General features: G+C 45.9%; 23 protein-coding genes and 1 tRNA gene. All 24 read right to left on the bottom strand.

Going from position 1 to position 26,197, the window contains the following annotated elements:
* Window positions 1–91: 91 nt before the first annotated feature.
* On the bottom strand, window positions 92–355 hold the full coding sequence (locus HMPREF9624_RS00205; protein ID WP_009535985.1) for a UPF0236 family transposase-like protein: 264 nt from the start codon (window positions 353–355) through the stop codon (window positions 92–94).
* 59 nt (window positions 356–414) lie between these two features.
* Entirely contained in the window at window positions 415–2,208 is a 1,794-nt protein-coding gene (locus HMPREF9624_RS00200; protein ID WP_009535984.1) for a GGDEF domain-containing protein, read from the bottom strand.
* Between the two features lie 245 nt (window positions 2,209–2,453).
* Window positions 2,454–4,130: a dihydroxy-acid dehydratase gene (ilvD, locus tag HMPREF9624_RS00195; protein WP_009535983.1), complete on the bottom strand. Its 1,677-nt coding sequence runs from the start codon at window positions 4,128–4,130 to the stop codon at window positions 2,454–2,456.
* Window positions 4,131–4,255: 125 nt separating this feature from the next.
* Window positions 4,256–5,206, bottom strand: a complete 951-nt coding sequence (locus HMPREF9624_RS00190; protein ID WP_009535982.1) for a bile acid:sodium symporter family protein — start codon at window positions 5,204–5,206, stop codon at window positions 4,256–4,258.
* A 267-nt stretch (window positions 5,207–5,473) separates the two neighbouring features.
* A complete protein-coding gene (locus HMPREF9624_RS00185; protein ID WP_009535981.1) occupies window positions 5,474–7,354 on the bottom strand; it encodes a threonine--tRNA ligase in 1,881 nt (626 codons plus the stop codon).
* Between the two features lie 77 nt (window positions 7,355–7,431).
* The gene (gene gltX, locus HMPREF9624_RS00180; RefSeq protein WP_009535980.1) at window positions 7,432–8,886 is read right to left on the bottom strand and encodes a glutamate--tRNA ligase; all 1,455 of its coding nucleotides are present in this window, start codon (window positions 8,884–8,886) and stop codon (window positions 7,432–7,434) included.
* A gap of 19 nt (window positions 8,887–8,905) precedes the next feature.
* Window positions 8,906–10,999 (bottom strand): polyribonucleotide nucleotidyltransferase, encoded by a 2,094-nt coding sequence (locus HMPREF9624_RS00175; protein WP_009535979.1) that lies wholly within the window; start codon window positions 10,997–10,999, stop codon window positions 8,906–8,908.
* Between the two features lie 214 nt (window positions 11,000–11,213).
* Window positions 11,214–11,480, bottom strand: coding sequence for a 30S ribosomal protein S15 (gene rpsO, locus HMPREF9624_RS00170; RefSeq protein WP_009428902.1), 267 nt, complete (start codon window positions 11,478–11,480; stop codon window positions 11,214–11,216).
* Between the two features lie 249 nt (window positions 11,481–11,729).
* Complete coding sequence (locus tag HMPREF9624_RS00165; RefSeq protein ID WP_009535978.1) at window positions 11,730–13,361, bottom strand: bifunctional riboflavin kinase/FAD synthetase; 1,632 nt, start codon at window positions 13,359–13,361, stop codon at window positions 11,730–11,732.
* An 83-nt stretch (window positions 13,362–13,444) separates the two neighbouring features.
* On the bottom strand, window positions 13,445–14,428 hold the full coding sequence (locus tag HMPREF9624_RS00160; protein WP_009535977.1) for a DHH family phosphoesterase: 984 nt from the start codon (window positions 14,426–14,428) through the stop codon (window positions 13,445–13,447).
* Between the two features lie 11 nt (window positions 14,429–14,439).
* On the bottom strand, window positions 14,440–14,856 hold the full coding sequence (gene rbfA / locus HMPREF9624_RS00155) for a 30S ribosome-binding factor RbfA (RefSeq protein ID WP_009428156.1): 417 nt from the start codon (window positions 14,854–14,856) through the stop codon (window positions 14,440–14,442).
* Window positions 14,857–15,012: 156 nt separating this feature from the next.
* On the bottom strand, window positions 15,013–17,679 hold the full coding sequence (gene infB, locus HMPREF9624_RS00150; RefSeq protein WP_009535976.1) for a translation initiation factor IF-2: 2,667 nt from the start codon (window positions 17,677–17,679) through the stop codon (window positions 15,013–15,015).
* Window positions 17,663–17,989 carry a L7Ae/L30e/S12e/Gadd45 family ribosomal protein gene (locus HMPREF9624_RS00145; protein WP_009535975.1) on the bottom strand — a complete coding sequence of 109 codons (327 nt, stop codon included), beginning with the start codon at window positions 17,987–17,989 and terminating at the stop codon, window positions 17,663–17,665. The genes infB and HMPREF9624_RS00145 overlap by 17 nt, the downstream gene beginning before the upstream one ends.
* Window positions 17,979–18,245, bottom strand: coding sequence for an RNase P modulator RnpM (gene rnpM / locus HMPREF9624_RS00140; protein WP_009427925.1), 267 nt, complete (start codon window positions 18,243–18,245; stop codon window positions 17,979–17,981). The genes HMPREF9624_RS00145 and rnpM overlap by 11 nt, the downstream gene beginning before the upstream one ends.
* A gap of 29 nt (window positions 18,246–18,274) precedes the next feature.
* On the bottom strand, window positions 18,275–19,414 hold the full coding sequence (nusA, locus tag HMPREF9624_RS00135) for a transcription termination factor NusA (protein ID WP_009535974.1): 1,140 nt from the start codon (window positions 19,412–19,414) through the stop codon (window positions 18,275–18,277).
* A 65-nt stretch (window positions 19,415–19,479) separates the two neighbouring features.
* Window positions 19,480–19,821: a ribosome maturation factor RimP gene (locus HMPREF9624_RS00130; RefSeq protein WP_036594642.1), complete on the bottom strand. Its 342-nt coding sequence runs from the start codon at window positions 19,819–19,821 to the stop codon at window positions 19,480–19,482.
* Window positions 19,822–20,105: 284 nt separating this feature from the next.
* Window positions 20,106–20,179: transfer RNA gene (locus HMPREF9624_RS00125), tRNA-Arg, on the bottom strand.
* 100 nt (window positions 20,180–20,279) lie between these two features.
* Window positions 20,280–21,533, bottom strand: a complete 1,254-nt coding sequence (locus HMPREF9624_RS00120) for a bacterial transcriptional activator domain-containing protein (RefSeq protein WP_009535972.1) — start codon at window positions 21,531–21,533, stop codon at window positions 20,280–20,282.
* Window positions 21,534–21,641: 108 nt separating this feature from the next.
* A complete protein-coding gene (ispD, locus tag HMPREF9624_RS00115; protein WP_009535971.1) occupies window positions 21,642–22,376 on the bottom strand; it encodes a 2-C-methyl-D-erythritol 4-phosphate cytidylyltransferase in 735 nt (244 codons plus the stop codon).
* 181 nt (window positions 22,377–22,557) lie between these two features.
* Window positions 22,558–23,577, bottom strand: a complete 1,020-nt coding sequence (gene tsaD, locus HMPREF9624_RS00110) for a tRNA (adenosine(37)-N6)-threonylcarbamoyltransferase complex transferase subunit TsaD (protein WP_009535970.1) — start codon at window positions 23,575–23,577, stop codon at window positions 22,558–22,560.
* A 15-nt stretch (window positions 23,578–23,592) separates the two neighbouring features.
* Window positions 23,593–24,498, bottom strand: coding sequence for a ribonuclease Z (locus HMPREF9624_RS00105; protein ID WP_009535969.1), 906 nt, complete (start codon window positions 24,496–24,498; stop codon window positions 23,593–23,595).
* On the bottom strand, window positions 24,499–24,939 hold the full coding sequence (gene rimI / locus HMPREF9624_RS00100) for a ribosomal protein S18-alanine N-acetyltransferase (RefSeq protein ID WP_009535968.1): 441 nt from the start codon (window positions 24,937–24,939) through the stop codon (window positions 24,499–24,501).
* Between the two features lie 21 nt (window positions 24,940–24,960).
* Window positions 24,961–25,728: a tRNA (adenosine(37)-N6)-threonylcarbamoyltransferase complex dimerization subunit type 1 TsaB gene (tsaB, locus tag HMPREF9624_RS00095; RefSeq protein WP_009535967.1), complete on the bottom strand. Its 768-nt coding sequence runs from the start codon at window positions 25,726–25,728 to the stop codon at window positions 24,961–24,963.
* Window positions 25,725–26,153 carry a tRNA (adenosine(37)-N6)-threonylcarbamoyltransferase complex ATPase subunit type 1 TsaE gene (tsaE, locus tag HMPREF9624_RS00090; RefSeq protein WP_009535966.1) on the bottom strand — a complete coding sequence of 143 codons (429 nt, stop codon included), beginning with the start codon at window positions 26,151–26,153 and terminating at the stop codon, window positions 25,725–25,727. Before tsaE ends, tsaB begins: the two co-directional genes overlap by 4 nt.
* Between the last annotated feature and the right edge of the window lie 44 nt (window positions 26,154–26,197).

The following is a 26,197-nucleotide window of genomic DNA, read 5'->3' as shown; positions in this document are numbered from 1 at the left end:
CACTAAACCGCTCATGAGAATCAACCCTATAAGTTCTTCCAGCAAGTATGAGTGACCTCCTTGCTCTGCTTTCCTCTTGAAATACGTACAATCAAAACACCACATCTCCAACAGAGGTAATCAGCGTCCGCTTATCGACCCTCTGAATGTTAAAACGCTCTTTTCTGGCTCCGCAATCACTAAGCATTGAGTTCATTCTTGAAAGAACTTCACCCAAGAAAGAAGCAGAAAAAGCCTCTGTAGAGCTTTTCACAGACCTCTCCAGAGAACTAAAGTCCTTAGGATTTTCAAAAAATTTGTTCTCTGCATCAAGTAAACCTTTTACCAAAACCTCTAATAGTGCTACAATATCCATGAGAGTAGTCTCCTTTGCATAGTTTTTTAGTCGAAACCATTGTATCAAAGGATTAATGATTACTCTCTTTTTATTTCTTTATCAACTGACAAAATCTTTACTCTATTACCCTTTGTCTTGGCCGCACTAAGTGCAATCCCCGCGGACATAACGACCTCCTTCGGATTGGCATTGCCCTCCGAGCAGGCAACTCCGCCGGACGCTTTCATATAGACTGTTTCCCCGGACACGGTTATCGAACGATAAAACGCCGCCTGTATCTCTTTAATTTCCAAGGAATCTTCTTGCAGAATTGCCCGGGGAAAAACAATCAAAAATTCATCTCCGCCGTAGCGTGAGGCCACCGCACCGTAGTCTCTTTCCATCTTCTTTAATCGATTGGCGACTGCAGAAAGATATAAGTCTCCCGTCTCATAGCCTCTTAATTCATTTAATTCTTTCAGATTATCAATATCTACCAGGACACAACTGAATTCCTTGCTGTTTTTCAACAACTCCTCCATATTGGAAAGAGCAGCCTGTCGGTTCAACAATTCCGTGAGATAATCATAGCGCAACTTATGAGCAAGCTGGTCTTGCTCGTAAAGCAGACGGTCATTTTCTTCTTCCAAAACTTTGAATAAACTCCTGCTGCGCATTCTGCTTAAAACAAAATAGAGCGAGAAAAGGAAAAGGGAAAGGAACGGAAGCGATGCAATGATAACGATATCCCTGTATTTCCTCCAGATGTCTTGAATTCCACCCTTAATCTCGCATCCCCTAGGCAATTTTTTCCCGGATAAGCGGTAAGCGGTAAGCACCCTGTCACTTACGTACAGAGTCCCCGGACTGTCTTCCGTAACAGGTTGTTCTTCAATCTTCACTCTATTGGAAAGAATCTCTGTCAGTAAAAGCGTGGCGTCTTCCGCCATCAGACGATAATCCACGATTCTCCCCCCTAAAAATCCGGGAATCTCCTCATCCATGGCATGTCCGTAGAGAGGTGTACTGACCTTCGATAAAAGAAGCTTCGTGATCTGACTTCTTGGATAACGGTTTCCATCCTCATCTTCGCCTGCATAAAGGTACAGGAGAATACTCTCTTCGTCTAAATTCTCTATTGACTGAATGAACTCTTCTCTGCTTAATTGGGAAAAATTAATTCCCTCGAAGCGATAATCCGGAAATTGATCCTGAAGAGATAAAAACTCTTCTCTCTCTTCTGCCCCCAAGTAACTGTTATCGTATATTGCCAGAATAGATTTAGCCCTCACTTGCAAGGCTGTAGCCAGATCCAAGGTTTCCTTCATATAAGAAAACATATAGTACCCGGTCATCTTGCTGTTTTTACTGACGCTCTTAGCCAGCTCCTGATCCCGGATGGAGAAGAAAATCAGTGGAATGTCCGGGAAAAGGCTGTCCTTGTATTGCTTTACCAAGCTTAAGCTTCTATCATCTCCTACAAGAACTCCATCATATATAATTCCCTTTTTTTGCAGATAGGCATTCATATCGGCATAAAAATCTGTAGCATCTCTCTCGTCATCCGATGAATAAGATCGCACATGAAAGCTGTCTAAATGAGTCTCCGTTCCGTCCAGAACAGCTCTCACGCCCTCAATCTGTCTCTGAAAAATCTCTTCCGAAGCGGCATCGGAGCTTATAAAGAGGATATTTTTGGAAGAAATCCGCCCCCCTTGCCCTTCCTCTTCTTCCGTCTCCTGCCTATCTTTCTGAACTGCCCAGTCTTTAGGCATGGAATGAAAATAAAATTTCCAGGATTTTAAAACGAAAACAACAAAAATAAGCAGAAATACCATTCCTGCCGAAAGTAGACTTAGCCTAAAAAGACGATTTCCGTCCCTACTTTTCATAATCTGTCCTCGTGTTTACCCTTCTCTCCTTAAAGTAGTATGAATACAAGGCAAATTCTATTCGAGTCCGTCCCCTGCTGCATTTTTTCTGTTTTTTCCGGAAACAAACTCCATGAATCCTTTCCGTTTGCTCCGTGATACTCGCTTTTCCGTGGATGTGTTCTCCTCCTACAACACGAAAAAAGAGGTATACTCTCTTGTATATACCTCTTTTAGTGTACACGATTTGGCTAAATATGCAAGATTTAATTCCAGCCCTTCGGGAGCTCCAAAATCGCCCCTCTGTTTCCGCTGGTAACCAATGCCTGATAGCGAAGAAGATAGCCCTCCGTCACCTTCGGTTTTCTGGGTTTCCAAAGTTTTCTTCTTCTTTCCAACTCTTCCTCCGAAACCTTCATATCGAGCTTATTTTTTGGAATATCAATGGAAATAATATCGCCTTCTTCTACCAAAGCAATCGGTCCGCCGACAGCCGCTTCCGGAGAAACATGACCAATAGAAGCACCACGGGATGCGCCGGAGAATCGGCCATCGGTAATAAGTGCAACGGTACTGCCGAGTCCCATTCCCATGATGGCGGAGGTGGGGTTTAACATCTCGCGCATTCCCGGACCGCCCTTCGGTCCTTCATAACGAATCACGACCACATCCCCGGGATGAATTTTTCCGCCTTTAATGGCAACAATCGCATCGTCCTCACAGTCAAACACCCTCGCCGGACCTTCGTGAACCATCATTTCGGGCGCTACAGCGGAACGCTTTACCACACCGGTATCCGGGGCGAGGTTTCCCTTTAAAACGGCAATGCCTCCGTTTGGCATAAAGGGATTTTCGATAGGACGAATAATCTCTTCGTCCAGATTTCTCGCCCTTTCGATATTTTCTCCCGTTGTTGCCCCCGTAACCGTAATACCGTCCAAATGCAGAAGATTTTTCTTCGACAGCTCCTTCATGACTGCAGAGATACCGCCGGCTTCATTTAAGTCCTCCATATAGGCGGGACCGGCAGGTGCTAAATGGCAGAGATTCGGTGTCGTATCGGAAATTTGGTTGGCATATTCCATATCCAGGTTAATGCCGCATTCATGGGCTATTGCCGGAAGATGCAGCATTGTATTCGTAGAGCAACCGAGAGCCATATCCACACGCAGAGCATTTTCAAAACTGTTTTTCGTCATGATGTCTCGTGGACGGATATTTTCCTTCAACAAATGCATAATCGCATATCCGGCCTGCTTTGCGAGCCGAATACGAGCCGAATACACCGCCGGAATCGTTCCGTTTCCGGGAAGTGCCATACCGATGACTTCACTTAAGCAGTTCATGGAGTTTGCAGTGTACATCCCCGAGCAGGAACCACAGGTAGGACAGACATTTTCCTCGTAGAGTTTGAGTTCTTCCATGCCTATTTTTCCGGCCTCATACTCTCCTACCGCTTCAAACATGGCGGATAAAGAACGCTTCTTTCCATGTACCTTTCCGGCAAGCATGGGTCCGCCTGAAACAAAGACGGTCGGTACATTGACACGGGCTGCCGCCATAAGGAGTCCCGGCACATTCTTGTCACAGTTCGGAATCATCACAAGGCCGTCGAACTGGTGTGCCTTCGCCATACATTCCGTGGAATCCGCAATCAGATCTCTTGTCACAAGAGAATACTTCATGCCCACATGTCCCATGGCAATCCCGTCGCAGACCGCAATCGCCGGAAATTCCACCGGAAGACCGCCCGCTTCGGCAATGCCCATTTTCACCGCCTCACAAATCTTATCCAGATTGATATGTCCGGGAACAATTTCATTGTAGGAACATACCACGCCGATCATCGGCTTCTTCATTTCTTCCTTGGTATAGCCCAAGGCATTAAATAAACTTCTATGTGGCGCCTGTTGCACGCCTTCCCTTACATGATCACTATTCATTCAATCCTCCTGAAATACGCTAAGAATAACGCAACTCATCCATAATACTACAACAAAAACTCAATTTAGGAATATTTCAAAATTAAACTGTATTTTAAAGAAAACACGCGAGCATGCTCTTCTGCTCAAATCTTTCCGCCGTGCTTGGAGCTATAGTTAAAAATATTGGCAAGAATTGCTCCCGAAATATTATGCCATACGGAGAAGACCGCTCCCGGAACCGTTGCGAGAGGGTACTGAGCAAAGTGGGTTGCCGCAAGGCTCGTCGCAAGCCCGGAGTTCTGCATACCCACTTCAATGGAAATGGCACGACACTTCGTGGTATCCAGCTTCAGCGCTCTTGCTGCAAGGTAACCGGTGAGGTACCCCAATACATTGTGGCAGATAACCACACAAACAATCAGAAGACCGTTCTGCATGATTCGGGCAGAGTTCACGGAAACCACCGCCGCAATAATCAGGACAATCGCAGTTGTGGAAATTAAAGGAAGTGCTTTTACCGCTTTCTCCGTTACCTTGCTAAAGAAACGATTCACCACAATTCCGAGAATAATCGGCACAAGAACCACTTTAATAACGGAAATAAACATCCCGACCACCTGTACATCTACTGTCTTTCCGGCATAGAGTAGCGTAAGAAGCGGTGTCATAAAAGGTGCCAGAATGGTGGATACGGAAGTCATGCAAACCGAAAGGGCAACATCTCCCTTGGAAAGATAGGTCATAACATTTGATGACGTTCCCCCCGGGCAGGTTCCCACAAGAATCACACCAATCGCAAGTTCCGGTGAAAGACGAAATACCTTGGTAAGAAGAAAAGCCAATAATGGCATCAGGGTAAACTGTGCCACTGCCCCGATGATGACATCTTTCGGTCTCTTAAAGACATCCGTAAAATCCGACGGTTTCAGAGTAAGCCCCATTCCAAACATGACGATGCCGAGTAAGGTATTAATCCATGCTGTCTTAATAAAAGATACGCTAGACGGAAAAAAGAGAGAAATGGCGGCCACGAGAATCACAATCAGTGCCATCCACTTACTCACAAAATCACTCAACTTTTCTAATACTCTCATACAATCCTCCTCTCGGACATGCCTCCTCTTTTGCATTGTCCTATTCCAAATAGCTCTTCCCCTATTCCCGATATGGACGGGATATAAAGAAAATAAAAAAGATTTCTCTTTATACATGCGTAAAAGTATAAAGAAAAATCTCTTTTATAATGTTTGCTATTTTATCGCGGCTTTCTCACTTTCGCAAGAAAATGCCGTAATTCTACTATACAGATTCGGAATAGGAGCTATATAGAAGATTTCTTCTCTTAGCCCAAAATCATCTTTTTAGGAAAAATCATCTGTAAGCTCCAAAGTATGTTCTTTCTGCATCTTCGCACAAACTTTTAAAAATGCATCCAAAGGAACATTGTTAACCTGTTTATTGGAGCCTCTCATATTGATGGAAACGGTATTTTCCGCCATTTCCTTATCTCCCAGAACAAGGATATACGGATCCTTATAGTTCTTGTAGGTCTTGATTTTCTCCTTCATATTCTTGTCCGTGTAGTCCACCTCGGTACGAATTCCCATCTCGGAAAGAGCGTCATAAACTTTCTTTGCGTACGCGTTGTGCTCCTCCCGGATCGGTACAATACCCACCTGCTCCGGAGAAAGCCAGAACGGGAAGCTTCCCTTAAAGTTCTCTATTATAATCCCGATGAATCTTTCCAAGGAGCCATAAATCGCACGGTGCAGCACAACCGGCATCTCCTGCTCACCCTCCGCATTCTGGAAGGAACAACCGAAGTTGTGCGGAAGCTGGAAGTCAAGCTGTACTGTTCCGCACTGCCACTCTCTTCCAAGAGCATCCTTAATCTGGAGGTCGATTTTCGGACCATAGAAGGCACCATCACCCTCATTGATCTCAAAACCGCCTTCCCCGTATTTATCGGTCAGAATCTTCTTTAAAGCAGCCTCTGCTCTGTCCCAAACCTCAATGTCTCCCATAAAGTCCTCCGGTCTTGTGGAAAGCTCTGCACGGTAGCTTACACCGAAGGTCTTGTATATTTCATCCGCAATGGAGATAATATCGGCAATTTCCGCCTCAATCTGGGACTCCATAACAAAAGTATGGTCGTCATCCTGCCGGAACTCCTGCACACGGAAAAGTCCGTTCATCTGGCCGGATTTCTCTTTTCTGTGCAGAACATCGTACTCGGAATAACGAATCGGTAACTCCTTATAGGAACGATTTCTTCTCTTGTAAGTCAGCATGGCATTCGGACAGTTCATCGGCTTTGCTGCCATGGTATCGAGATTTTCACGATTGTAAATTACGGAACCGGCCTGAATCTTCACCGTCTTCTCCGGAAGACTCGTGTCATTCGGGTTCTCCATCACGCCGGAAAGGTCTGCATCCGCCTTCAACCACCCCGAAACTCCCGGTACCATAAACATGTTATTGATGTAATGTGCCCAGTGACCGGAAATCAACCACAGCTTCTTATTGTTAATGAGCGGTGCGGAAATCTCCGTATAGCCATGTCTTCTTTGTACCTCTCTGGAATACTGGAGCAGCGCCTGATACATCTTCCAGCCTCTCGGAAGCCAGTAAGGCATACCCGGTGCAGTCTCGTCGAACATAAAGAGGTCAAGTTCCTTTCCGAGCTTCTTATGATCTCTTTCCTGCGCTTCCTGTAACCACTTCAAATGTTCCTTCAAAGCATTCTTATCCGGATAAACAAAAAGGTAAACTCTCTGCAACTGATCTCTATGCTCATCTCCTCTCCAGTATGCTCCGGAAACGGACTTTACCTGGAAAGCCACATTCATCAGTTCCTGAGAATTCTCTACATGGGGTCCCCGGCAAAGATCTACAAAGTCATCTCCGGTATGATACACGGAAATCACCTCTCCATCCGGAAGGTCTTCGATTAATTCCTTCTTGAACTTCTGCTTTGCAAAAAGCTTCAAAGCATCTTCTCTGGAGAGCTCTTCCCTTGTCCAAGGTTCTCTTCTCTTAATGATTTCCCGCATCTTATTTTCAATTGTCGGAAAATCTTCCTCTGTTAAACTCTTCGGAATCCAGAAATCATAGTATGCGCCGTCTTCAATCTGCGGTCCAATGGCATACTGTACCTCTTCCCCGTAAAGCTCAATCATTGCCTTTGCTAAAACATGGGCAATGGAATGTCTGTATCTTTCTAAAAATTCTTCTCTTTCCATAATTCAACCTCATTTACTTACTTTAAGCGTTCGCCTCAGTTCTTACACCTTACGCAACCACTTTTACTTTTCTTTCTTTATGCGTTTGCTTCTAATCTGGCTACGGCCTTTTTCAGTCTGCCAAGAGACTCCTCTTTTCCGAGTACGGAGAGAATCTCTGTCGCTCCTGCCGGCGTCATCATTTTTCCGGAAAGGGCAATCCGAATCGGCCACATGGTGAATCCCGTCTTATAGCCTTTTTCCGTACTGAACTCCTGTAAAAGGCTGTAGAGGCGGTCATTGCTGTAATCCGTTTCCTGCTCCAAAAGAGGAAGAACCTCTTTTAAAAGCTGTAAAGAATTCTCCTCTGTTGTCTTCGCCTTCTTATTCTGATAGAGAGAAAGGGCGTACTCCGGCACTGCCTTAAAGAAGTCTACATGCTCCGGAATATCCGGGAAAATCTCAATACGGCTCTTCACCATCTCGGCAATTTTCTTTAAATCCACCTTCTCCCCGGCAGCCTCCTTCAAATAAGGGTATGCTCTCTCATAGAACTTATCGAAGTCCATCTTCTTAATATACTCTCCGTTCATCCAACGAAGCTTTCCCATATCAAAGACGGCAGGGCTCTTCGAAATTCTGTGATAATCAAACTCCCGAACGAGATCCTCTAAAGAAAGAATCTCTTCATTTCCTTCCGGACTCCAGCCAAGAAGCGCAACAAAGTTCACAACTGCTTCCGGCACAAAGCCCTGGTCAATCAAGTCCTCAAAGGAGGAGTGCCCGGAACGCTTGGAGAGCTTCTTATGATTCTCATCCGTAATCAAAGGACAATGCACGAGTTTCGGGGATTCCCAGCCGAAGGCATCATAGAGTCTCTGATACTTCGGGCTGGAGGAAAGATACTCATTTCCGCGAACAACATGGGTAATCCCCATTAAATGGTCGTCCACGACATTTGCAAAATTATAGGTCGGGAAGCCGTCGGACTTAATCAGCACCATGTCATCCAGTTCCGTATTTTCTACAGTAACATCCCCGTAAAGCTCGTCATGGAAGATCGTTGTCCCCTCTGTCGGGTTATTCTGCCGGATTACATAGGGAAGACCTGCTGCAAGCTTCTCCTCTATCTCTTCTTTCGAAAGGGAAAGACAGTGCTTGTCATAGTGCATGAGGATTTCCCCGTTTACCTCCGTCTTTAAAGACTCAAGCCGTTCCTTGTCGCAGAAGCAGTAATAAGCTTCTCCCTTTTCCACAAGTTCCTTGGCATACTGCATATAAATGCCGGTCTTCACACGCTCGGACTGCACATAGGGGCCGCAGGAGCCGGGATTGTCCGGACCTTCATCCCAAAAAAGCCCCGTCTCTTCCAGGGTTCTGCGGATAATCTCCACAGCCCCCTCCACTTCTCTTTCCTGGTCTGTATCTTCTATGCGAAGAAGGAAATCTCCTCCCTCATGCTTGGCAATCAAATAGGCGTACATGCCTGTACGAAGATTCCCTACATGCATCCTTCCGGTGGGGGAAGGCGCATATCTGGTCCTGATTTTCATAAAAGCCCCCTAACTTAAATTATTCTGCTAAATCCTGCGGTCTCATGGAAAGGTTGATTCTTCCCATCTTATCCACCTCAATCACCTTTACACGAACTTTGTCTCCGATATGCACAACATCCTCAACTTCATTCACTCTCTTATCGGAAAGCTTGGAAATGTGTACCATACCGTCCTTAGTCGGGCTGAGCTGTACGAAAGCGCCGAAGTTCATCATGCGTACTACGGTTCCCTCTAAAATCTGACCCGGTTCAATATCATTTACGATGGAAAGGATAATCTCCTTTGCTCTCTCTAATGCCGCGAGGTCGATTCCGGAGATAGATACCATGCCGTTGTCATCAATATCAATCTTTGCACCGGTCTCCTCGATAATGGCGGTAATCGTCTTCCCCTGCTTACCGATAACATCTCCAATCTTGTCGGTCTCAATCTGTAAGGTAATAATCTTCGGTGCATAGGGAGAAAGCTCTTTTCTCGGCTCGGCAATCGCATCCTTCATAACACCGTCCATAATAAAGAGTCTTGCCTCTCTGGCTCTCTTAATCGCCTCTTCCACGATAGGACGGGTTAAACCGTGGATCTTGATATCCATCTGGATTGCTGTAATTCCGTCTCTTGTTCCCGTTACCTTAAAGTCCATATCGCCGAAGAAATCCTCAAGACCCTGAATATCGGTGAGTACCAGATAATCCTCGTCCGTCTCTCCGGTAACCAGACCGCAGGAGATGCCCGCAACCGGCTTTCTGATTGGAACACCGGCAGCCATCAAGGACATGCAGGATGCGCAGGTGGAAGCCATGGAAGTGGAACCGTTGGACTCCATCGTCTCGGAAACGGAACGAATGGCATAGGGGAACTCCTCTACAGGAGGAAGCACCGGAATCAAGGCCTTCTCTGCGAGGGCACCATGTCCGATTTCTCTTCTTCCGGGACCTCTGGAAGCCTTTGCCTCTCCTACGGAATATCCCGGGAAGTTGTACTGGTGAAGATAGCGCTTCTCCGTCTCAAATTCATTCATCCCCTCTACCTTCTGTACCTCGGAAAGCGGAGCAAGGGTGGTCACATTTAAAATCTGCGTTTGTCCTCTCTTAAACATGGCGGAACCATGAACTCTGGGAAGCAAATCCACCTCCGCCTCCAACGGACGAATCTGGTCAATTGCTCTGCCATCCGGTCTCTTATGATCCTTCAAGATCATTTTCCGAACCGTCTTCTTCTCGTACTGGTAAATAGCATCCGGAAGAATCGCAAGCGCTTCCTCGTCATCCTGAAAAGCCTCTACCAATCGCTCACTGAGAGCGGAGATGTTGGCATCTCTTTCCTGCTTCTCATCGGTAAATACCGCCTTTTCCATCTCTTCCGGACTGACCACGCTTTTCATTTTCTCGAAAACAGCCTCAGGAATGGCGGAAGACTCATAGCTGTGCTTCTCTTTTCCGCACTCTGCGATGATGCTCTCGAAGAAGCCGATAATCTGCTGGTTTGTCTCATGCGCAAGATAAATTGCCTCAATCATCTTTTCTTCCGGAAGCTCATTCGCACCGGCTTCAATCATGATGACCTTCTCTTTTGTCGAAGCAACCGTGAGGAGCAGGTCGGAAACCGCCTTCTCTCCATTTCCCGGGTTCAGAATAAACTCCCCGGCAATCATGCCCACCTGCGTCGTTGCACAGGGGCCGTCAAAGGGTACATCGGAGATTGCTGTTGCAAGAGAAGAGCCAAGCATCGCAAGAAGTTCCGGAGAAGCATCCTGGTCCACGGATAAAACAGTGTTGTTTAAAAGAACATCATTTCTATAGTCCTTCGGGAACAGCGGACGCATCGGGCGGTCTATGACTCTTGCCGTGAGAATCGCATTGTCACTGGCTCTTCCTTCTCTCTTCTTAAAGCCGCCGGGGAACTTTCCGACAGCATACATCTTCTCTTCATACTCTACGGAAAGAGGAAAGAAATCGATGCCGTCTCTGGGTTTCTCCGATGCGGTACAGGTAGAAAGCACGGTAGTATCTCCATAGTGCATCATAACCGCTCCATTACTTTGTGCACAGACCCTGTCCACATCTACCGTGAGCATTCTCCCTGCCAGTTCCATTGAATAACTTTTGTACATAAAGCCTCCTTTTTTTCTTCTTTCCTTCGGAAGCCCCAAAAGCACTGAAAAAGCTACGAAACTCGTCTATTTTTCAGTGATCTCGGTTGCCTTCCAAAGGAAAATTTTGATGAAATAACTGATAAATCATTATACTAAAGGGAAGAAGTCGCCGCAAGGGGCGGATTAAGCAAAACAGGGCAGAAGGGATAACCCCCTCTGCCCTGAAAGTTTCTTACTTTCTGATACCCAGCTTCTCGATCAAAGCTCTGTATCCGTTTAAGTCTGTCTTCTTTAAGTAGTCAAGAAGTCCTCTTCTGTGACCAACCATCATCAAAAGTCCGCGTCTGCTGTGATGATCCTTCGGATTGCTCTTTAAGTGCTCGGTAAGCTCTACAATTCTCTCTGTAAGAAGTGCCACCTGAACTTCCGGTGAACCGGTATCTCCGGGCTTTCTTCCGTACTTAGCAACCAACTCTGCTTTCTTCTCTTTTGTAATCATTTTTTCTCCTTCTTTGCGCTCTACGCAACTCTCACGAAAAACGGAACAAGCGTCGGAGCGCGCTTTGCTACGTCTTCGCGTCATAAAAGTTTCCGGGATTTCCCTTTTCGGAAAATCTCTCCGTGAAAAAGTACAATAAGCCTTTTCACGAGAAAGTATGATACTGTATATCCCTTCCGCTGTCAAGGTTTTCCGGGAGTCACAAGTTCAAGTCCTGGACTCACAAGTTCAAGTCCTGGACTCACAAGTTTAAGTCCGCCTTTTTCGGAATTGCTCTACAGTAAGCAAATCCTCCTTTAGCTGTGCTTTCAAAGCATCCAGATTCGGAAAACGCTTTTGCTCCCGAATCCTCTCTAAAAAGCTGATTCGAATCTTTTCACCGTAAATCTCCTTATCAAAGTTAAGAAGGTGGCTTTCGATTGTCAAGGGATTCTCTGCGGAAATACTGGGGTTTCTTCCGATGTTCGTCATCGCATCGTATTCTTCTCCCAGGACCATCACCCTTGTATAATACACGCCTTCCTTCGGGATGAGCTTCCCTTCTCTCGGGAAAATGTTCGCTGTCGGAAAGGACAGGCTTCTTCCGATAGCCTTCCCGTGCACTACGGTTCCATTGATGCTGTAGGGTCGTCCGAGAAGAGCTGCCGCTTCTTCCACCCTTCCCTCTTCCAGGGACTTTCGGATATAGGAGCTTGAAATTTCCACCTCCTCTCCGGCAGAGTTCGTCGTCAGCACTTTATCCACCACCGTCAGGCTAAAATCATATTTTCCCTGCAGATTTTTCAGAAACTCTACATTCCCTGCTCCCTGGTAGCCAAAGCTGCAGTCCGTTCCCACCACAAGATGCTTCACCTTTAAGGCTTCGATCAGAATGATTCTCACAAAGTCCTCGGGACTCATGCGCGCTGCTTCCATCGTTAAGGGATAGAGATAAACCTCCCGGAAACCAGCATTTTTCAAGCGGGTAAAATGCTCATCCTCCGTGGAAAGCATTTCTTTTCTCCCCTGTAAAAAGAAGCTCTCTTTTTCCATCGTAAAGGAAAGAACTGCAGGCTTTAAGCCCTCTTCCTCTCCAATGCGGAAAACGGAAGAAAAGATTTTTTGGTGTCCCAGATGCACACCGTCAAATTTCCCGAATGTCAGCACTGTCGGAACCTTACTGTATAAAGCCGGCTTCAAAAAGGAAGAAAGCGCCCCTTCCTTCGTATACCGTTCGATTTCAGAGAGTGTCTTACTCTCTTTCAAGTGAAATTCTCCGACCTCTTCCCGGGTAAGCGCCGACATACAAGCCTTCGTTCCGAGCTTTTCTCCTATTTCCGTACAAAGTGTGCGAATATAAGTGCCTTTCGAGCTTTTTACACGGAAAGAGATTCTTTGGTGCTTTCCCCGGCAGGAAAGTCCTTCGAAAGGTTCCGGTTCTGTAAGGGAAAGGAGCTCTATGGAGAAAATTTCAATCAGAGAAGGCTTTCTCTCTATCACGATTCCTTCTCTTGCCATACTGTAAAGCCGCTTCCCCTCTACCTTCTTGGCGCTGTACATGGGGGGAATCTGCTCTCTTTTTCCAAGAAGAGAATGGAAGGCGGATAGAACTTCTTCTTTGGTAACACAATTCTCCTCTTCCGATAAGCGCTTTCCCGTACTGTCCTCCGTATCCGTCTCTACGCCGAGGAGGAGCTCCGCCCGATAAACCTTCACTTCACTCATAAGGCTGTCTACCAGCTTGGTCGCCTTTCCCACACAAACAAGAAGCACCCCTTCAGCCATAGGATCCAAGGTGCCGGCATGTCCCATTTTCTTTTCACGGAGAATTTTTTTTAAAGCTCGGAGCACGTCAAAGCTCGTCATCCCCGCTTCTTTATTGACATTGATGATTCCATCCATAATCTGTACTTACTATACCCTTATCTTCTCCTTGTGAAAAATAGCCTATTGATTCTTACTTATAAATCAAGATTCCTTATTTATTACTGCTTATTGCTCGGAAAGTCCGGCGCATCCATCTGCTTTCTGAGTTCCGCTATAATCTTTTCCAAAATCGACGCTACATCACCTTTCAAGCTGCAACCTGCCGCCATCTTATGCCCGCCTCCGGAAAAATGGGCTGCCACAGCGGAAACATCCAGCGCCGTATTGTTCGAGCGAAGGCTCACCTTATAGGTATTATTCCCAACCTCATAGAGGAAAATCACGCCGTCCACCTCTTTTGTTTCCCGAAGGACGCTGACAATACCATCCACATCTTTCTGATCCACGGAAAAACTTTCCATGTCTTTCATGCTGAGAGAAGAGGCGAAAATCCGATCCTCCATATAGAGTCTTCCGTCTAAAAGCACTTTTCCCGTAACACGCTGCTGGTTGACCGTCTTCATAAAGAAACCGTCATCAATAATCGAGGAAAAGGCGATCCCCTTATCCATGCATTTTCCTGCAATCTCCATCGTATGGGAACTTGTAGATGTATACTTAAAGACACCGGTGTCATGAATAATTCCGGTATAGATACAGGTCGCCACTTCCTTTGTAAAATACCGTTCATCCATTAAATCAAAGCTGATTTCGCAGGTGCTGGATGCATCGGGCAGGATGGTATGATAGGGAAACTCTTCTCCGCTACTCGTAATATGATGATCCACCACATAGCGTTCTTTCGCATTTTTCGCGAGTCGCCCGTATTCTCCCAATCTGTCATATCCTCCGCAATCACAGATTAAAGCCAAGTCAAATTCATCCTTCGGGATGTCGTGCCGAATCTCCGAAAATCCCGGAAGATAAGAAAACTTGGAGTTGGCCTCCATCAAAAAAACCGTCACTGCTTTTTCCGGAAAACGAGTCTTAAGATAATTCTTCCACCCCAAGGTAGACCCCAGGCAATCTCCATCCGGGCGAGTATGCCCTAAAATACAGATTGTTTTTGCCTTTTCAAAAAGGCTATCTAAAGCTTCTCTCATTTTTCCCCTCTCTATTCATCCTCTTCTTTATAACGATTCTCTTGATTAACAGCCTCCCCGACAGGACGTGCCTCATCTTCCAGTTTCACCTTATTTATCAAGGCATCCATACGGGAACCGTACTCTACAGAATGATCCGGAACAAATTGTAATTCAGGAGTATGACGAAGATTTAAGCTTTGTGCCAATTCTCTTCTTAAAAATCCGGCAGCAGCCTTCAAGCCTTCAATGGTCTTCCCCAGACTCTCTTCACTTCCAAGACAGGAAACATAGACCTTGCAATACTGTAAATCAGGTGTTAAATCCACCCCAGTCACATCACAAAAAGGAGATACACGACTGTCCTTTACTTCGTTCCGAATCAGAACGGACAGATTTCTCCGTACATCTTCATTTCTTCTTTGATTCTTAAAACTTTGCCTTTTCAAGCTTCACCTCTTCCTTATTCACATCAGAACGAACGAGATAACGCGCTTCGCAAGTGATTTCGTTCTTGACAAGATGCCTCCGTATTCTCCTCAGCCGCTTGTTGAGAACGAAAAAGCTGTGAAAGAGTAAAGATATCCTTCTTTCACAGCCTTCTTTTATCTCTTTACTTCTTCCATGATATAAACTTCTAACTGATCTCCCTCTTGGATGTCGGTATAGCCTTCCAGAACAATACCGCATTCCTGCTTGGTTCCAACTTCCTTTACATCATCCTTAAAGTGTCTTACGGAAGCAATATTTCCGTCAAAGAGCTGCTCGCCGTCTCTTGTAAGACGCGCCTTTGCTCCTCTTTGTACCTTACCGTCCGTAACAAAGGATCCGGCAATCACCCCTACTCCGGAGGACTTAAAGATCATCCGTACTTCAGCATGACCGATGACCTTCTCCTCAAAGACAGGAGCAAGCATACCCTTCATCGCCAGTTCAATATCTTCAATTGCCTTATAAATAATGTTGTAGAGACGCACGTCTACATTTTCTCTTTCGGCAATATCCTTCGCTGTAGCATCGGGCTTCACATCAAATCCGATAACAATCGCATTGGATGCAATGGCAAGATTAATATCGGACTCATTGATGGCACCTACGCCGGAATGAATCACCTTAACCTGTACTTCCTCATTCTGAATCTTCTGCAAGGAATCGCGAACCGCCTCAACGGAACCTTGTACATCAGCCTTAAGCACTATCGGAAGATCCTTCAGCTCACCTGCCTTAATCTGGTCAAAGAGTGCATCCAGGCTGACTTTCTTTCTGGACTCTTCCACCATTCTCTGCTTTCCTTCGGAAACAAAGGTATCCGCATAGGCTTTCGCCTCTTTTTCATTATCCTTCACTTGGAAGATTTCTCCGGCATTCGGCACGGAATTCAGTCCCAAAATCTCAACCGGCATGGATGGCGTTGCCTTCTTGATTCGTCTTCCCTTGTCGTCAATCATGGCACGAACCTTACCGAAGGCGGATCCTACAGCCACAACATCCCCGACATGAAGTGTACCCTTCTGTACCAAAAGACGGGCAACGGAACCTCTACCCTTATCGAGCTCCGCCTCAATCACTACGCCATAGGCTTTACGGTTCGGATTGGCCTTGAGTTCCAAAACATCCGCCTGCAAGGCGATATTTTCCAAAAGATTTTCCAAACCTTCTCCGGTTTTCGCGGATACGGGGCAACAGATGGTACTTCCGCCATAATCTTCCGCAACCAAATCATAAGCCATAAGCTCCTGCTTTACCTTCTCTACATTTGCCGTAGGTTTATCAATCTTATTGATGGCCACAATAATCTCGGTGTTGGCAGCCTTGGCATGGTTAATTGCCTCTATCGTCTGCGGCTTAATTCCGTCATCGGCAGCCACAACCAGTACGGCAATATCCGTCGACTGTGCTCCACGCATACGCATAGCGGTAAATGCCTCATGTCCGGGGGTATCCAAGAACGTAACGACTCTCGACTCACCGTTCACCTTGACGGAAACCTGATAAGCACCGATAGACTGTGTAATGCCGCCATGCTCCCTGCTGGTCACATTGGTGTTTCGAATCGCGTCCAGAATGGACGTCTTACCGTGATCGACGTGTCCCATAACAACAACGACAGGGGGACGGGGCTCCAAATCCTTCTCCTCATCGACCTCGGAATCCTGCACCAGCTCCGCAATCACATCAACCTTTTCTTCCATTTCGCAAAGGATGTCGTATTCTACTGCAATATTCTCCGCTTCTTCATAGGAAAGTTCGGTGTTCAATGTGACAATCTGTCCTTTTAAGAAGAGCTTCTTGATGATATCGGCAGACTTCTGCTTCATCTTTTCCGCCAACTCTTTAATGGTAATCACTTCAGGAAGAGTGATAGACTTGATGGTTTCTTCTACCGTTTTTACTACTTCCGGCTTAATAAAGGCACCTTTTCCGGTCTTCTTTACCTTAACCTGATCATCTCTTTCATAAGACTGCGTTGCTCCGTACTTATTCTGCTTTCTTTGTGCTCTGTTCTTCTGAGAAATCGTTGCCTTCTCATTTTCAAAGCTCTTGTTCCCGTAGGTCTTCTTTGCAGGCTTTACCGCATCGTGCTTCACACGGCTCTGCTTCTCCACAATTTCCGGTGCAAAGGACTGTGCTGCGGGCTTCTTTGCCGCCTGAGCCTTGCCTCTTCCTCCGTCAAAAGACCTTCTGTCTCCGTCCTTGGAAAAATCCTTGTCCTTCGAGAAATCTTTTGCAAAACCGGGCTTTCTGTCTGTCTTTGGAAAAGCGGAGCTTCTGCGCTCTGCTCTTTCCTTGTCAAAACTCTTTTCTCCGCCATCTTTGGAAACGGCATGGGCAACAATACCGGAGAGTTTATTGACCTTGGGTTTCATCGGCTTTTCTACAGTCTCCGCCTTTTCTTCTACGGCCTTCTTTGCCGCTTCTTCCGCTTCTCTCTTTGCCGCTTCTTCTCTTTCCTTTTGCTCCTGAAGGAGTCTCTCCTCTTCGAGCTTCTTCTCCTCTTCCGCCTTCTTTTTCTGGATTGCATTTAAGGTCTTGAGCGGAGTAACCCTTGCCGTTCCCGGAGGAAGCGGTCTTCCGTTGGGAGACTTCTTCTCATCCTCTTTCTTTTCCTGTTCCTTGGCTTTCTTTGCCTTATCAGAAAATTTCCCGCTCAGAGGGTGATTTTTATGATTGACAGAATTTTGAGAATGAAAAACTACAGCCAATTTTTTCTTCTTGACTGTCCCTTCCTCTTTATTCTCCGTACTTCCCTTTGCTTTATTCTCCTCTAACATCCGCATTCCCTCCATTCATAAAACCGATTATTCTCTCTCCGAAGCCTTCATCCTCTATTGATAGAGAAGAACGCATTTCCTTACCGATGATTTTTCCCAGCTCTTCCTTGGTTCCAACTCGAAAAAATGGAATCTTGTAATGAAAACAACTGTTTTCAAACTTTTTTATCGTATTCTCCGAAGCATCCCCGGCAACCAGTACAACACGGGCTTTCCCTTGCTTAATGGATTTTTCCACAGAAAACTCTCCTGCCTTAATCTTTCCCGCCTTCATGGCCAGACCGATTAATCCGTACATTCTATTTTGCAATTTCTTCAATTTCCTCTCTCAGCTTCTTTAAGCTGTCTTCCGGAATATTCTCCTTAAAAGCTCTGAAAAAAGCTTTTCGTTTTTCCGCTTTTTCCAAGCAGGAAAGCATGGGACAAAGATAAGCTCCCCGACCGTTCTTTCTACCGCTGACATCTACGGAATATGTTCCGCCTTCTTCCCGCACGATACGGAGAAGTTCTTTTTTGGATTTTTTTTCATTGCAGCCGATGCAAGAACGTAAAGGTTCTACTTTCATTTTTCCTCCCGGTCATCGTCTTACGGAATTTACTCTAACTCCTCATCCTCATAGGATCCTTGCTCATAGTCCTCTGTATCGGAATCACTTTCTCCGTGATAATCGATTCCCATTTCATCAAAGATTCCCTGCTCCTGAGCCTGAGACTCGGACTTGATATCAATCTTATAGTTGGTAAGCTTTGCGGCAAGACGGGCATTTTGTCCTTCCTTACCGATAGCCAAAGACAATTGATTATCCGGAACAATCACCAAAGCATCCTTATTATCCTGATCCGCAATCACGGCGATTACCTTTGCAGGAGACAATGCATTCTCAATGAGGTAAGCAGGGTTCTCATCATAATTGATGATATCTATCTTCTCTCCTCTTAACTCCTCTACAATGGTGTTCACTCTGCTTCCGTTTAATCCTACACATGCACCTACCGCATCCACATCATCATCATGCGATAAGACTGCCATCTTCGTACGGGATCCCGCTTCTCTGGAAATGGCTTTAATTTCCACGATTCCTTCTCTAAGTTCAGAAACCTCGTCAAAGAAAAGCTTTCTAACCAGCTCCGGATGTGTTCTGGACAACATCACCTTCGGTCCCTTCGGATTATCCTTGACCTCTACCACATAAACTTTGATTCTCTGATTCGGAAGGATCTTCTCTCCCTTAATCTGCTCTCCTTCTCCAAGGTAGCCGTCTACCTTCCCGAGATTTACAATCAAGGCTCTTCCCGTATCCTTCTCCACAACACCCGATACCACTTGTTTTGCCATGGAATAGTACTCTTCATACAGAATCTTTCTCTCTTCCTCACGAATCTTCTGTACTATAACTCCTTTTGCATTCTGTGCAGCAATACGGCTGAAGGATTTGGAGTCAATCGGAACCTGTACCGTGTCTCCCGGCTCATACCCCGCATCAATCGCTCTGGCATCCTCTAAACTGATCTGGGTGTTGGGATCCCCTACAACTTCGACAACCGTCTTATCCGCAAGCAGAGAAAATTGTGCAGTTTCCGGATTCATGCTGACTCTGACATTGTCAGCAGAGCCGAAGTGATTTTTACACGCAGTCTGTAAAGACAGCTCAATTGCTTCAATAATCGCCTGCTTTGAAATTCCCTTTTCCTTTTCCAACATATCCAGTGCCAAGCGCAGTTCATCATTATTCATTGCTTTACTCCCCCTTCTTTTCCGTCCCGAAAAGAATTCTATCTACTATGCTATGTTTAAATGTTCTATTCCTCTTCATCCGTTTCTTCGACGATTTCTTCATCCGTTTCTTCGCCGATTTCTTCACTGTACAGTTCATCGCCTTCCGAAGGATTATCCTTGAATCCCAAGGAGCAAACCTCCAGAATATACTCCTCAGCAATAAAGTCTTCTTTATCCAGCCACTTGGACAGCCTTCTGGAAACCATTGCACAGTCGTTCACTGTCATATCTTCCTCATCCTGTCTGTAAATAAAGGCACGAAGATAATGGGTTCCGGCCTCCTCAGTGAAGGTTACACTATCCAAGATATAGCCCATTCCCGGAAGAATCTCTTCTAAATACGATTTTGTTCTCTCTACTTCCATGCAATACCCCGTTTCATCCATGCTGATAGGAGCAAATCCGCCCCTTATCATGAAAAGGAGCAAGCCTAAGCTTGCCCCCCTCCAAGTCACAACAGAAATACTTTCAGCATTTTAGCATAGGCAAAACAAAAATGCAAGTATTTTTACTCCTGTATTCTATAGTCTAAAAAAACGAAATGACGCACACTCCGTGAGCAATACTCGTTATGAACAAGATGTCTCAGGCTTCGCCTTAGCCACTTGTTAAGAATAAAAAAAGACTCTTCGATAAGGAAGAGTCTTTATGCGTGCGACAGGATTCGAACCCACGACCTTCTGGTCCGTAGCCAGACGCTCTATCCAGCTGAGCTACGCACGCTTGCTGAACAGAGGAAATTGTATCAAAACCATGGATTCGTGTCAAGTATTAAATTCTTTCAAGACATCAATTTATTTAATACTCTATATTACTTTACTTCTTACTCTTCAAGCTGATTATTTCTTTCCAAAATTCCCGGAATCTCGGCAAGAGATACAATTCTGTAACGGAATTCTGCTCTGGAACCGGCAAGTTCCTTTACTCTTCTGGAAATTCTCTGGTAAATAATCGCGCAGTCCTCTCTCTTTGTTCCGATCAGTAAAATCAAGTACTGAGAAGAAGAATACTTGGTGTAAACATCTCCTTTTCTTAAGCCCTCGGAAAGAGATTGCTCGAGAATCTCCGCTCTCGCATTCAGCTTTTCCTGGTTCTGAATCGGCTTTCCCTCATAGTCCACCAGTGTGCAAAGCATCATGAAGATGGAAGAGCCTCTTCTCTCCAGATTTCGTCTTAAAACGTGATAGATGTCAATAAAACTGGTGAACGGACAAAGGTAAGCCCCCATTTTTCTGGCACCCATCTCACTCTTCAGTTTCTCATCCTTACGGACAATATTGGCCTGAATCTGGCGAATATCGTCGGTTACCACACGGACATTGTCGGAAAGTCTTTCATAGCAGGAGCGAAGCGCTTCCGGAATGGGTACTTCCAATTCATCCTGATAGTAATGCGCACACTTCGTGTAAAGCTCGTATGCCGTCTTGTAATCCTTCTTTAAAATCAAGGCATCAATCATCTCAATCTGCCATCCGTTATCCGGATAAATTTTGTTGGCCTTGTCATAGATTTCAAAAAGGGATTCATAGTCTTCCTGCTCTTTAAAATACTCTCCCAGAAAGTCTACCACATCATCATACAATCTCTTTAAGCGAACGCTCTCCAAGATAACCCAGTAATCCGTAGCAAACTCAGGAAGGAGCTCTCCCTTATAAAGCGCAAAAGCCTGCTGATAATAGGAAAACTTCTTCTCCGGCTTTTTTTCATTTTTCGCTTTTAAGCAAATATCCTCGAACTCATGCACATCCAAAACATAATCATAGTTCGGATCATATTCCGGTGCATACACGCCCCTTTTCCCGTCGATGATTTTTTTCCCGGGCATACCCGCTTTCTTGAGCTGTGTTCTGGCCTGATGAAGAAGATTGTTCAAGCTGTTATTTTCATCCAGAAGAGCCTTATGCCCAAAAACACCGTCAATCAAATCTCTCTTGGACACACCGCCCAAGCCTCTTAAAAAAACAATTTCAGACAACTTCAAAAAGTTAGCCTTATTGTTTGTCCCCAAATCCAGCTTTTTCTCTCCGATGCTTAAGGAAAATCCACCTAACATTTGTACATAAATCTTCGTCTTCATCTTCTCTTCCTTATTGTCCTTTATAAAATTTACGATAATTATATGCTTATTTTAAGAGTGTTTTTTAAGATTGTAAAGTCGAAAAATTAAAAAGTCTTATTTTATAGGTCAATTATACAAAAGCTGTATATCTTCTTGCACTGTGATTTTTTGATTCTTCTCTTCGCCCGGAACAAGTTTTACCTTCTCCTCGGAAAAAAGCTCGATAACCATGGCATCATCGGTGATTTTCTTTTTATAGAGATCCCGCTCAGCCAGAAATTTCTGATAGGCGGAAAGAAGTAACGGGAAAGTAAAAGCCTGAGGCGTTTGAACGGAATAGAGTAAATTTCGTTCTAGACTTTCCCGAACAACCCCATCCTCTACCAGTTTAATTGTGTCTTTCACAGGAAGACCGGGAATGACAGCTTTTGCAATCCGGCTTTCCCGATACAATCTTTCCAATAAATCCACTGTGAAAAACGGGCGAGCCGCATCATGAATAAAAACCGTCTCTTCCGCCTGAGCAGGAACTGCATTCTCCTTTTGCTTCCCTCTTTCCATGTATAAGATTGCCCGATAGACCGAATCAAAACGCTCTTCTCCACCCTTTATCGCGCGAACATTCTTCTTTTTCCGCCAGCCCTCTGTTTCAATCATTTTCTCTACCCGCTCCTGATCTTCCGCGCCAACAATCAGAAGAAGCTCTTTACACCTTTCCCAAGCGAGAAACCGCTCTACCGAAGCATAAAAGAGAGGTTTCCCGTGAAAAGGCAGAAACTGCTTTTTTTCCTCCGTGTGCATCCGCTTTCCGGAGCCCGCCATAAGGATTACGGCCGTTACGGCTTTCTTTTTTTCTTCCATTCTTTCTTCTCCCCGGCCTATTCACAAATACTTGCTTTCCATTTTATTGAATGGCTCTTCTTGGTCTATTTGAACAGTCTATCCTTCTCCCTTCATAGAGCAGAATCTCTTCTCCCTTTACAAGACAGTATAGGCATCTCTTTTTACGGAACGACATTCCTGCCCCGCACCCTCTGCCGGCTTAGCCCTCCGTGAGGGACAGGGAGGGATAGGCATTTACCGAATAGTCGGCAAAGTTTCCGTTCTTCCACTCGTAATAGCCTGCTGCCGCAATCATGGCCGCATTGTCGGTGCAGAGAATAATCTTCGGAGAGTAAAAAGAAATTCCTTCCTTCTCCGCCTTTTCCTGCATTTTCTCCCGAAGCTTTCCGTTTGCGGAGACTCCGCCGGCAATGGCCAGCCGGGAAACGCCGAGATCTTTGCAGAGGAGAATAGCCTTTTCCGAAAGCACCTCCGTTACATTTTCCTGAAAAGAAGCACAGAGGTCCGCCACATGCACTTCCTCGGAAAGCATCTTCTTCCTGTTCATCTCGTTTAAAACCGCGGATTTGACACCGGAAAAGCTGAAGTCATAGGGAGAGTCTTCCATTTTCGCCGTCGGAAAATGAAAGGCATCGGGATTCCCTTCCTTTGCCATCTTTTCCAGCTTCGGTCCGCCGGGGTATCCGAGCCCCACCGCACGAGCCACCTTGTCAAAGGCCTCTCCCGCGGCGTCATCTCTCGTTCTTCCGAAGATTTTGATTTTCCCGTAATCCTCCACGAGAAGCAAATGACTGTGTCCGCCGCTTGCCACAAGACAGACAAAGGGCGGCTGACAATCCGCATGAGAAATATAATTTGCCGCAATATGCCCCTCAATATGATGCACGGGAATGAGCGGCTTTTTAAGAGCGTAGGATAGGGCTTTTGCCTCGGAAACACCGACAAGCAGGGCTCCGACAAGTCCCGGTCCCACCGTAACGGAAATCCCCGACAAGTCGGAAAAGCCTATTCCCGCCTCTTTCACTGCAAGCCGAATGACCTCATCTATTTTCTCCAGATGATTTCTTGAAGCAATCTCCGGCACCACACCGCCGAATTCCGCATGAAGCGCTACTTGAGAAGAGATTACATTGGAAAGCACCTCTCTTCCGTTTTTCACTACGGCTGCCGCAGTTTCGTCACAGCTTGTTTCTATTCCTAAAAGCAGTATGTCCTGCATTTTTTCCTCCAAAAACTAATCTTCAAAAAGGATTTCCCGGCTCCAACCGTCCTTTGCAAACTTGACCGGAAAAATATCCTTGAACTTGTCCTTATATTGCTCGGGATAAAGCTCGGACGGAGAATAATGGGTAAGCCACATCTCTTTCGGCATTGCCTCTCTTCCGAGCCTCGCCGCCTCTTCCATGGTCATATGCTTATGTTTTTTGGCATTACCGGCCTTATCCTCTTCGCCGTACATCCCTTCGCAGATAAATAAGTCCGCCCCCTTAGCCATCTCGGAAATTCTCGGGACCGGTCTTGTGTCCGTACAGTACACTACGGAAATGCCCTTTCGCGCCTCTCCCATCACCATATCGGGGGTGAAAATCCTGCCTTCCCATTCCACCGCTTCTCCATGCTGCAGTCTGTTCCAGCACCGAAGCGGAATCCCCTGCTCCTCCGCTCTTTCCACGGAAAATTTTCCCTTTCTCGGAATCGAAAGACGGTAGCCGTAGCAGGGAATACTGTGTTGCACCTTGAAGGCTTCTATGACAAAGCTTTCCGACTGAAGCTTTTCCACTTCTCCCGTAATTTCCACATATTCCAAAGAAAAAGGCAGTTCCGGGGCAATCATTCTAAGACCGTCCACCACTCTCTTTAACCCCTTGGGACCAATCAGGCGAACAGGCTTTGTTCTCTCCGCATTTCCCATGCTGAGAAGCATTCCCGGTAGTCCCGAGATATGATCCGCATGATAATGCGTGAAGCAAATCGTATCGATCGGATAGGGACTCCAGCCCTTTTCGCGCATGGCTATCTGCGTTCCCTCACCGCAATCTATCAAAAGACTGGAGCCATTGCAGCGCGCCATAAGGCTCGTGAGCCACCTCTTCGGAAGCGGCATCATGCCTCCGGTTCCCAGTAAACTTAATTCCAGCATTTACTCTATAATCCTTTCCATAAGAAGAGCATCCTCTACAGGATCCCGGTAGTAGTCCTTTCTTCTTCCGAAGTTCTGAAAGCCCATCGCCTCATATAGGCCTCTTCCCGGGAGATTCCCCTCTCTCACCTCTAAAAATACCTTTCCTACGCCTTCCTTTTTTCCAATACGCAGAAATTCTTCCAGAAGCAGGCGCCCATAGCCTTTTCCTCTATGCGCTTCTCTCACTGCAATGCTCTCCAGCTCCGCTTCCGTACCGAGCAGACGAAAAATGCCGTAGGCTATGATTTCTTCTTCCTCAACAAGAACAATCGCCTTATCGAATTTTCCGGAAATCGCATAGAGAAAATCTTTCTCGCTGTATGCCATGGAGCGAAAAATTTCCCGATCCAACGCAAGGATCTCTTCCAAATCCGCCTCTTGCATTTCCCGAAACAGCATTTTCCCTCCTCTACATACCTGCTAGACCGGATAATTTTTCGCGCTCAGTCGATCTTCCGTCTTGCCAACCCTTTCCGCACACTCTTCCTCAATAATCTGAAAATCCTTCAGCTCTCCCGCCTCTTTCTGGCGCTCTGCCTGCGGCTTTCGTAAATACTCAAGATGAAATACTTCTCTCTCTCCCGCATTCCACTTCTTTTCCGCTAAAAGCGTAAGAGAAGAAGCTCTTTGTAAAAGAGAAGAGCCTTCCGGGAAAATCAGTCTTTCTTCTCCTAAAGCGGCATAAATCTCTTCCTTATAACGAAGCACGCCGTCACCGAGGAAAATCTGTTTTCCCTCTAAAGACTGCGCAAATTCCAGTACTTCTGAAAGAGAACAAGCCTGCTCTGTGCGGATACATTGACCCCCGAGAAAGGAGGCTGTATAGACCTGCCCTCTTCTGGCATCCAGTATCACATGGATCGGAAGCGGAATATAGCTTAAGTTTTCCTTCAGCATCTCCAAGGTGCTGATACCGAGAATCGGAATGCTTCTTGCTAAGGCAAGCCCCTTTGCCGTAGCAGCGGCAATACGCAGTCCAGTAAAAGATCCCGGCCCCTTCGTGCAGGCAATCAAATCAATTTCCTCGACGGAAACCTTCGCCTGCTCTAAGAGGGAAATACAGGCAGGAAGGAGGGTTTCCGAATGGGTAAGTCCGAGGCAAAGCGTAATCTCTCCAAGAAGCTCTCCATCCCGAACAAGTGCTGCGCCTGCCACTTTTCCGGAAGCATCGATTCCTAAACTGATCATTTTCTTTCTCCCATACAAATCCTTCTGTAGTCGAAGCCTTTTTCCAAGTCCTTTTCTATGCTAATCCACTTGGCATTTTCCGGAATTTCTTCCTCAATCCGACTCGCCCACTCGATAAGACAAACCGCGTCACCGCTAATCATTTCCGAAAAGCCGATTTCCTGCAGTTCCTCAACATCCTCAATTCGATAAACATCGAAGTGGTAAAGCTTTTCTCTTCCCTGATACTCTTTCACAATGGTAAAGGTCGGAGAATCCACAATTTCCTCTATCTCAAGTCCCTTCGCAAAGCCCTTCGCAAAAACCGTCTTTCCTGTTCCGAGCTCTCCTTCAAGACAGTAGATATCTCCTTTTTTCGCTTTTTCTCCAAGCTTCTTTGCCAGCTGAAAGCTCTCCTCTTCCCTTTCGCTTTCCCAAATTTCCATTATTTCTTCCTCTTTGCTTTTATGGCTTGCCTTTTTCCCTCTTC

This window comes from Oribacterium asaccharolyticum ACB7 (genome assembly GCF_000238075.1).
Taxonomy (GTDB): Bacteria; Bacillota; Clostridia; order Lachnospirales; family Lachnospiraceae; genus Oribacterium; species Oribacterium asaccharolyticum.
Note: the sequence above shows the minus strand (reverse complement) of the source record. Positions and strands in the feature narration are given on the sequence as shown.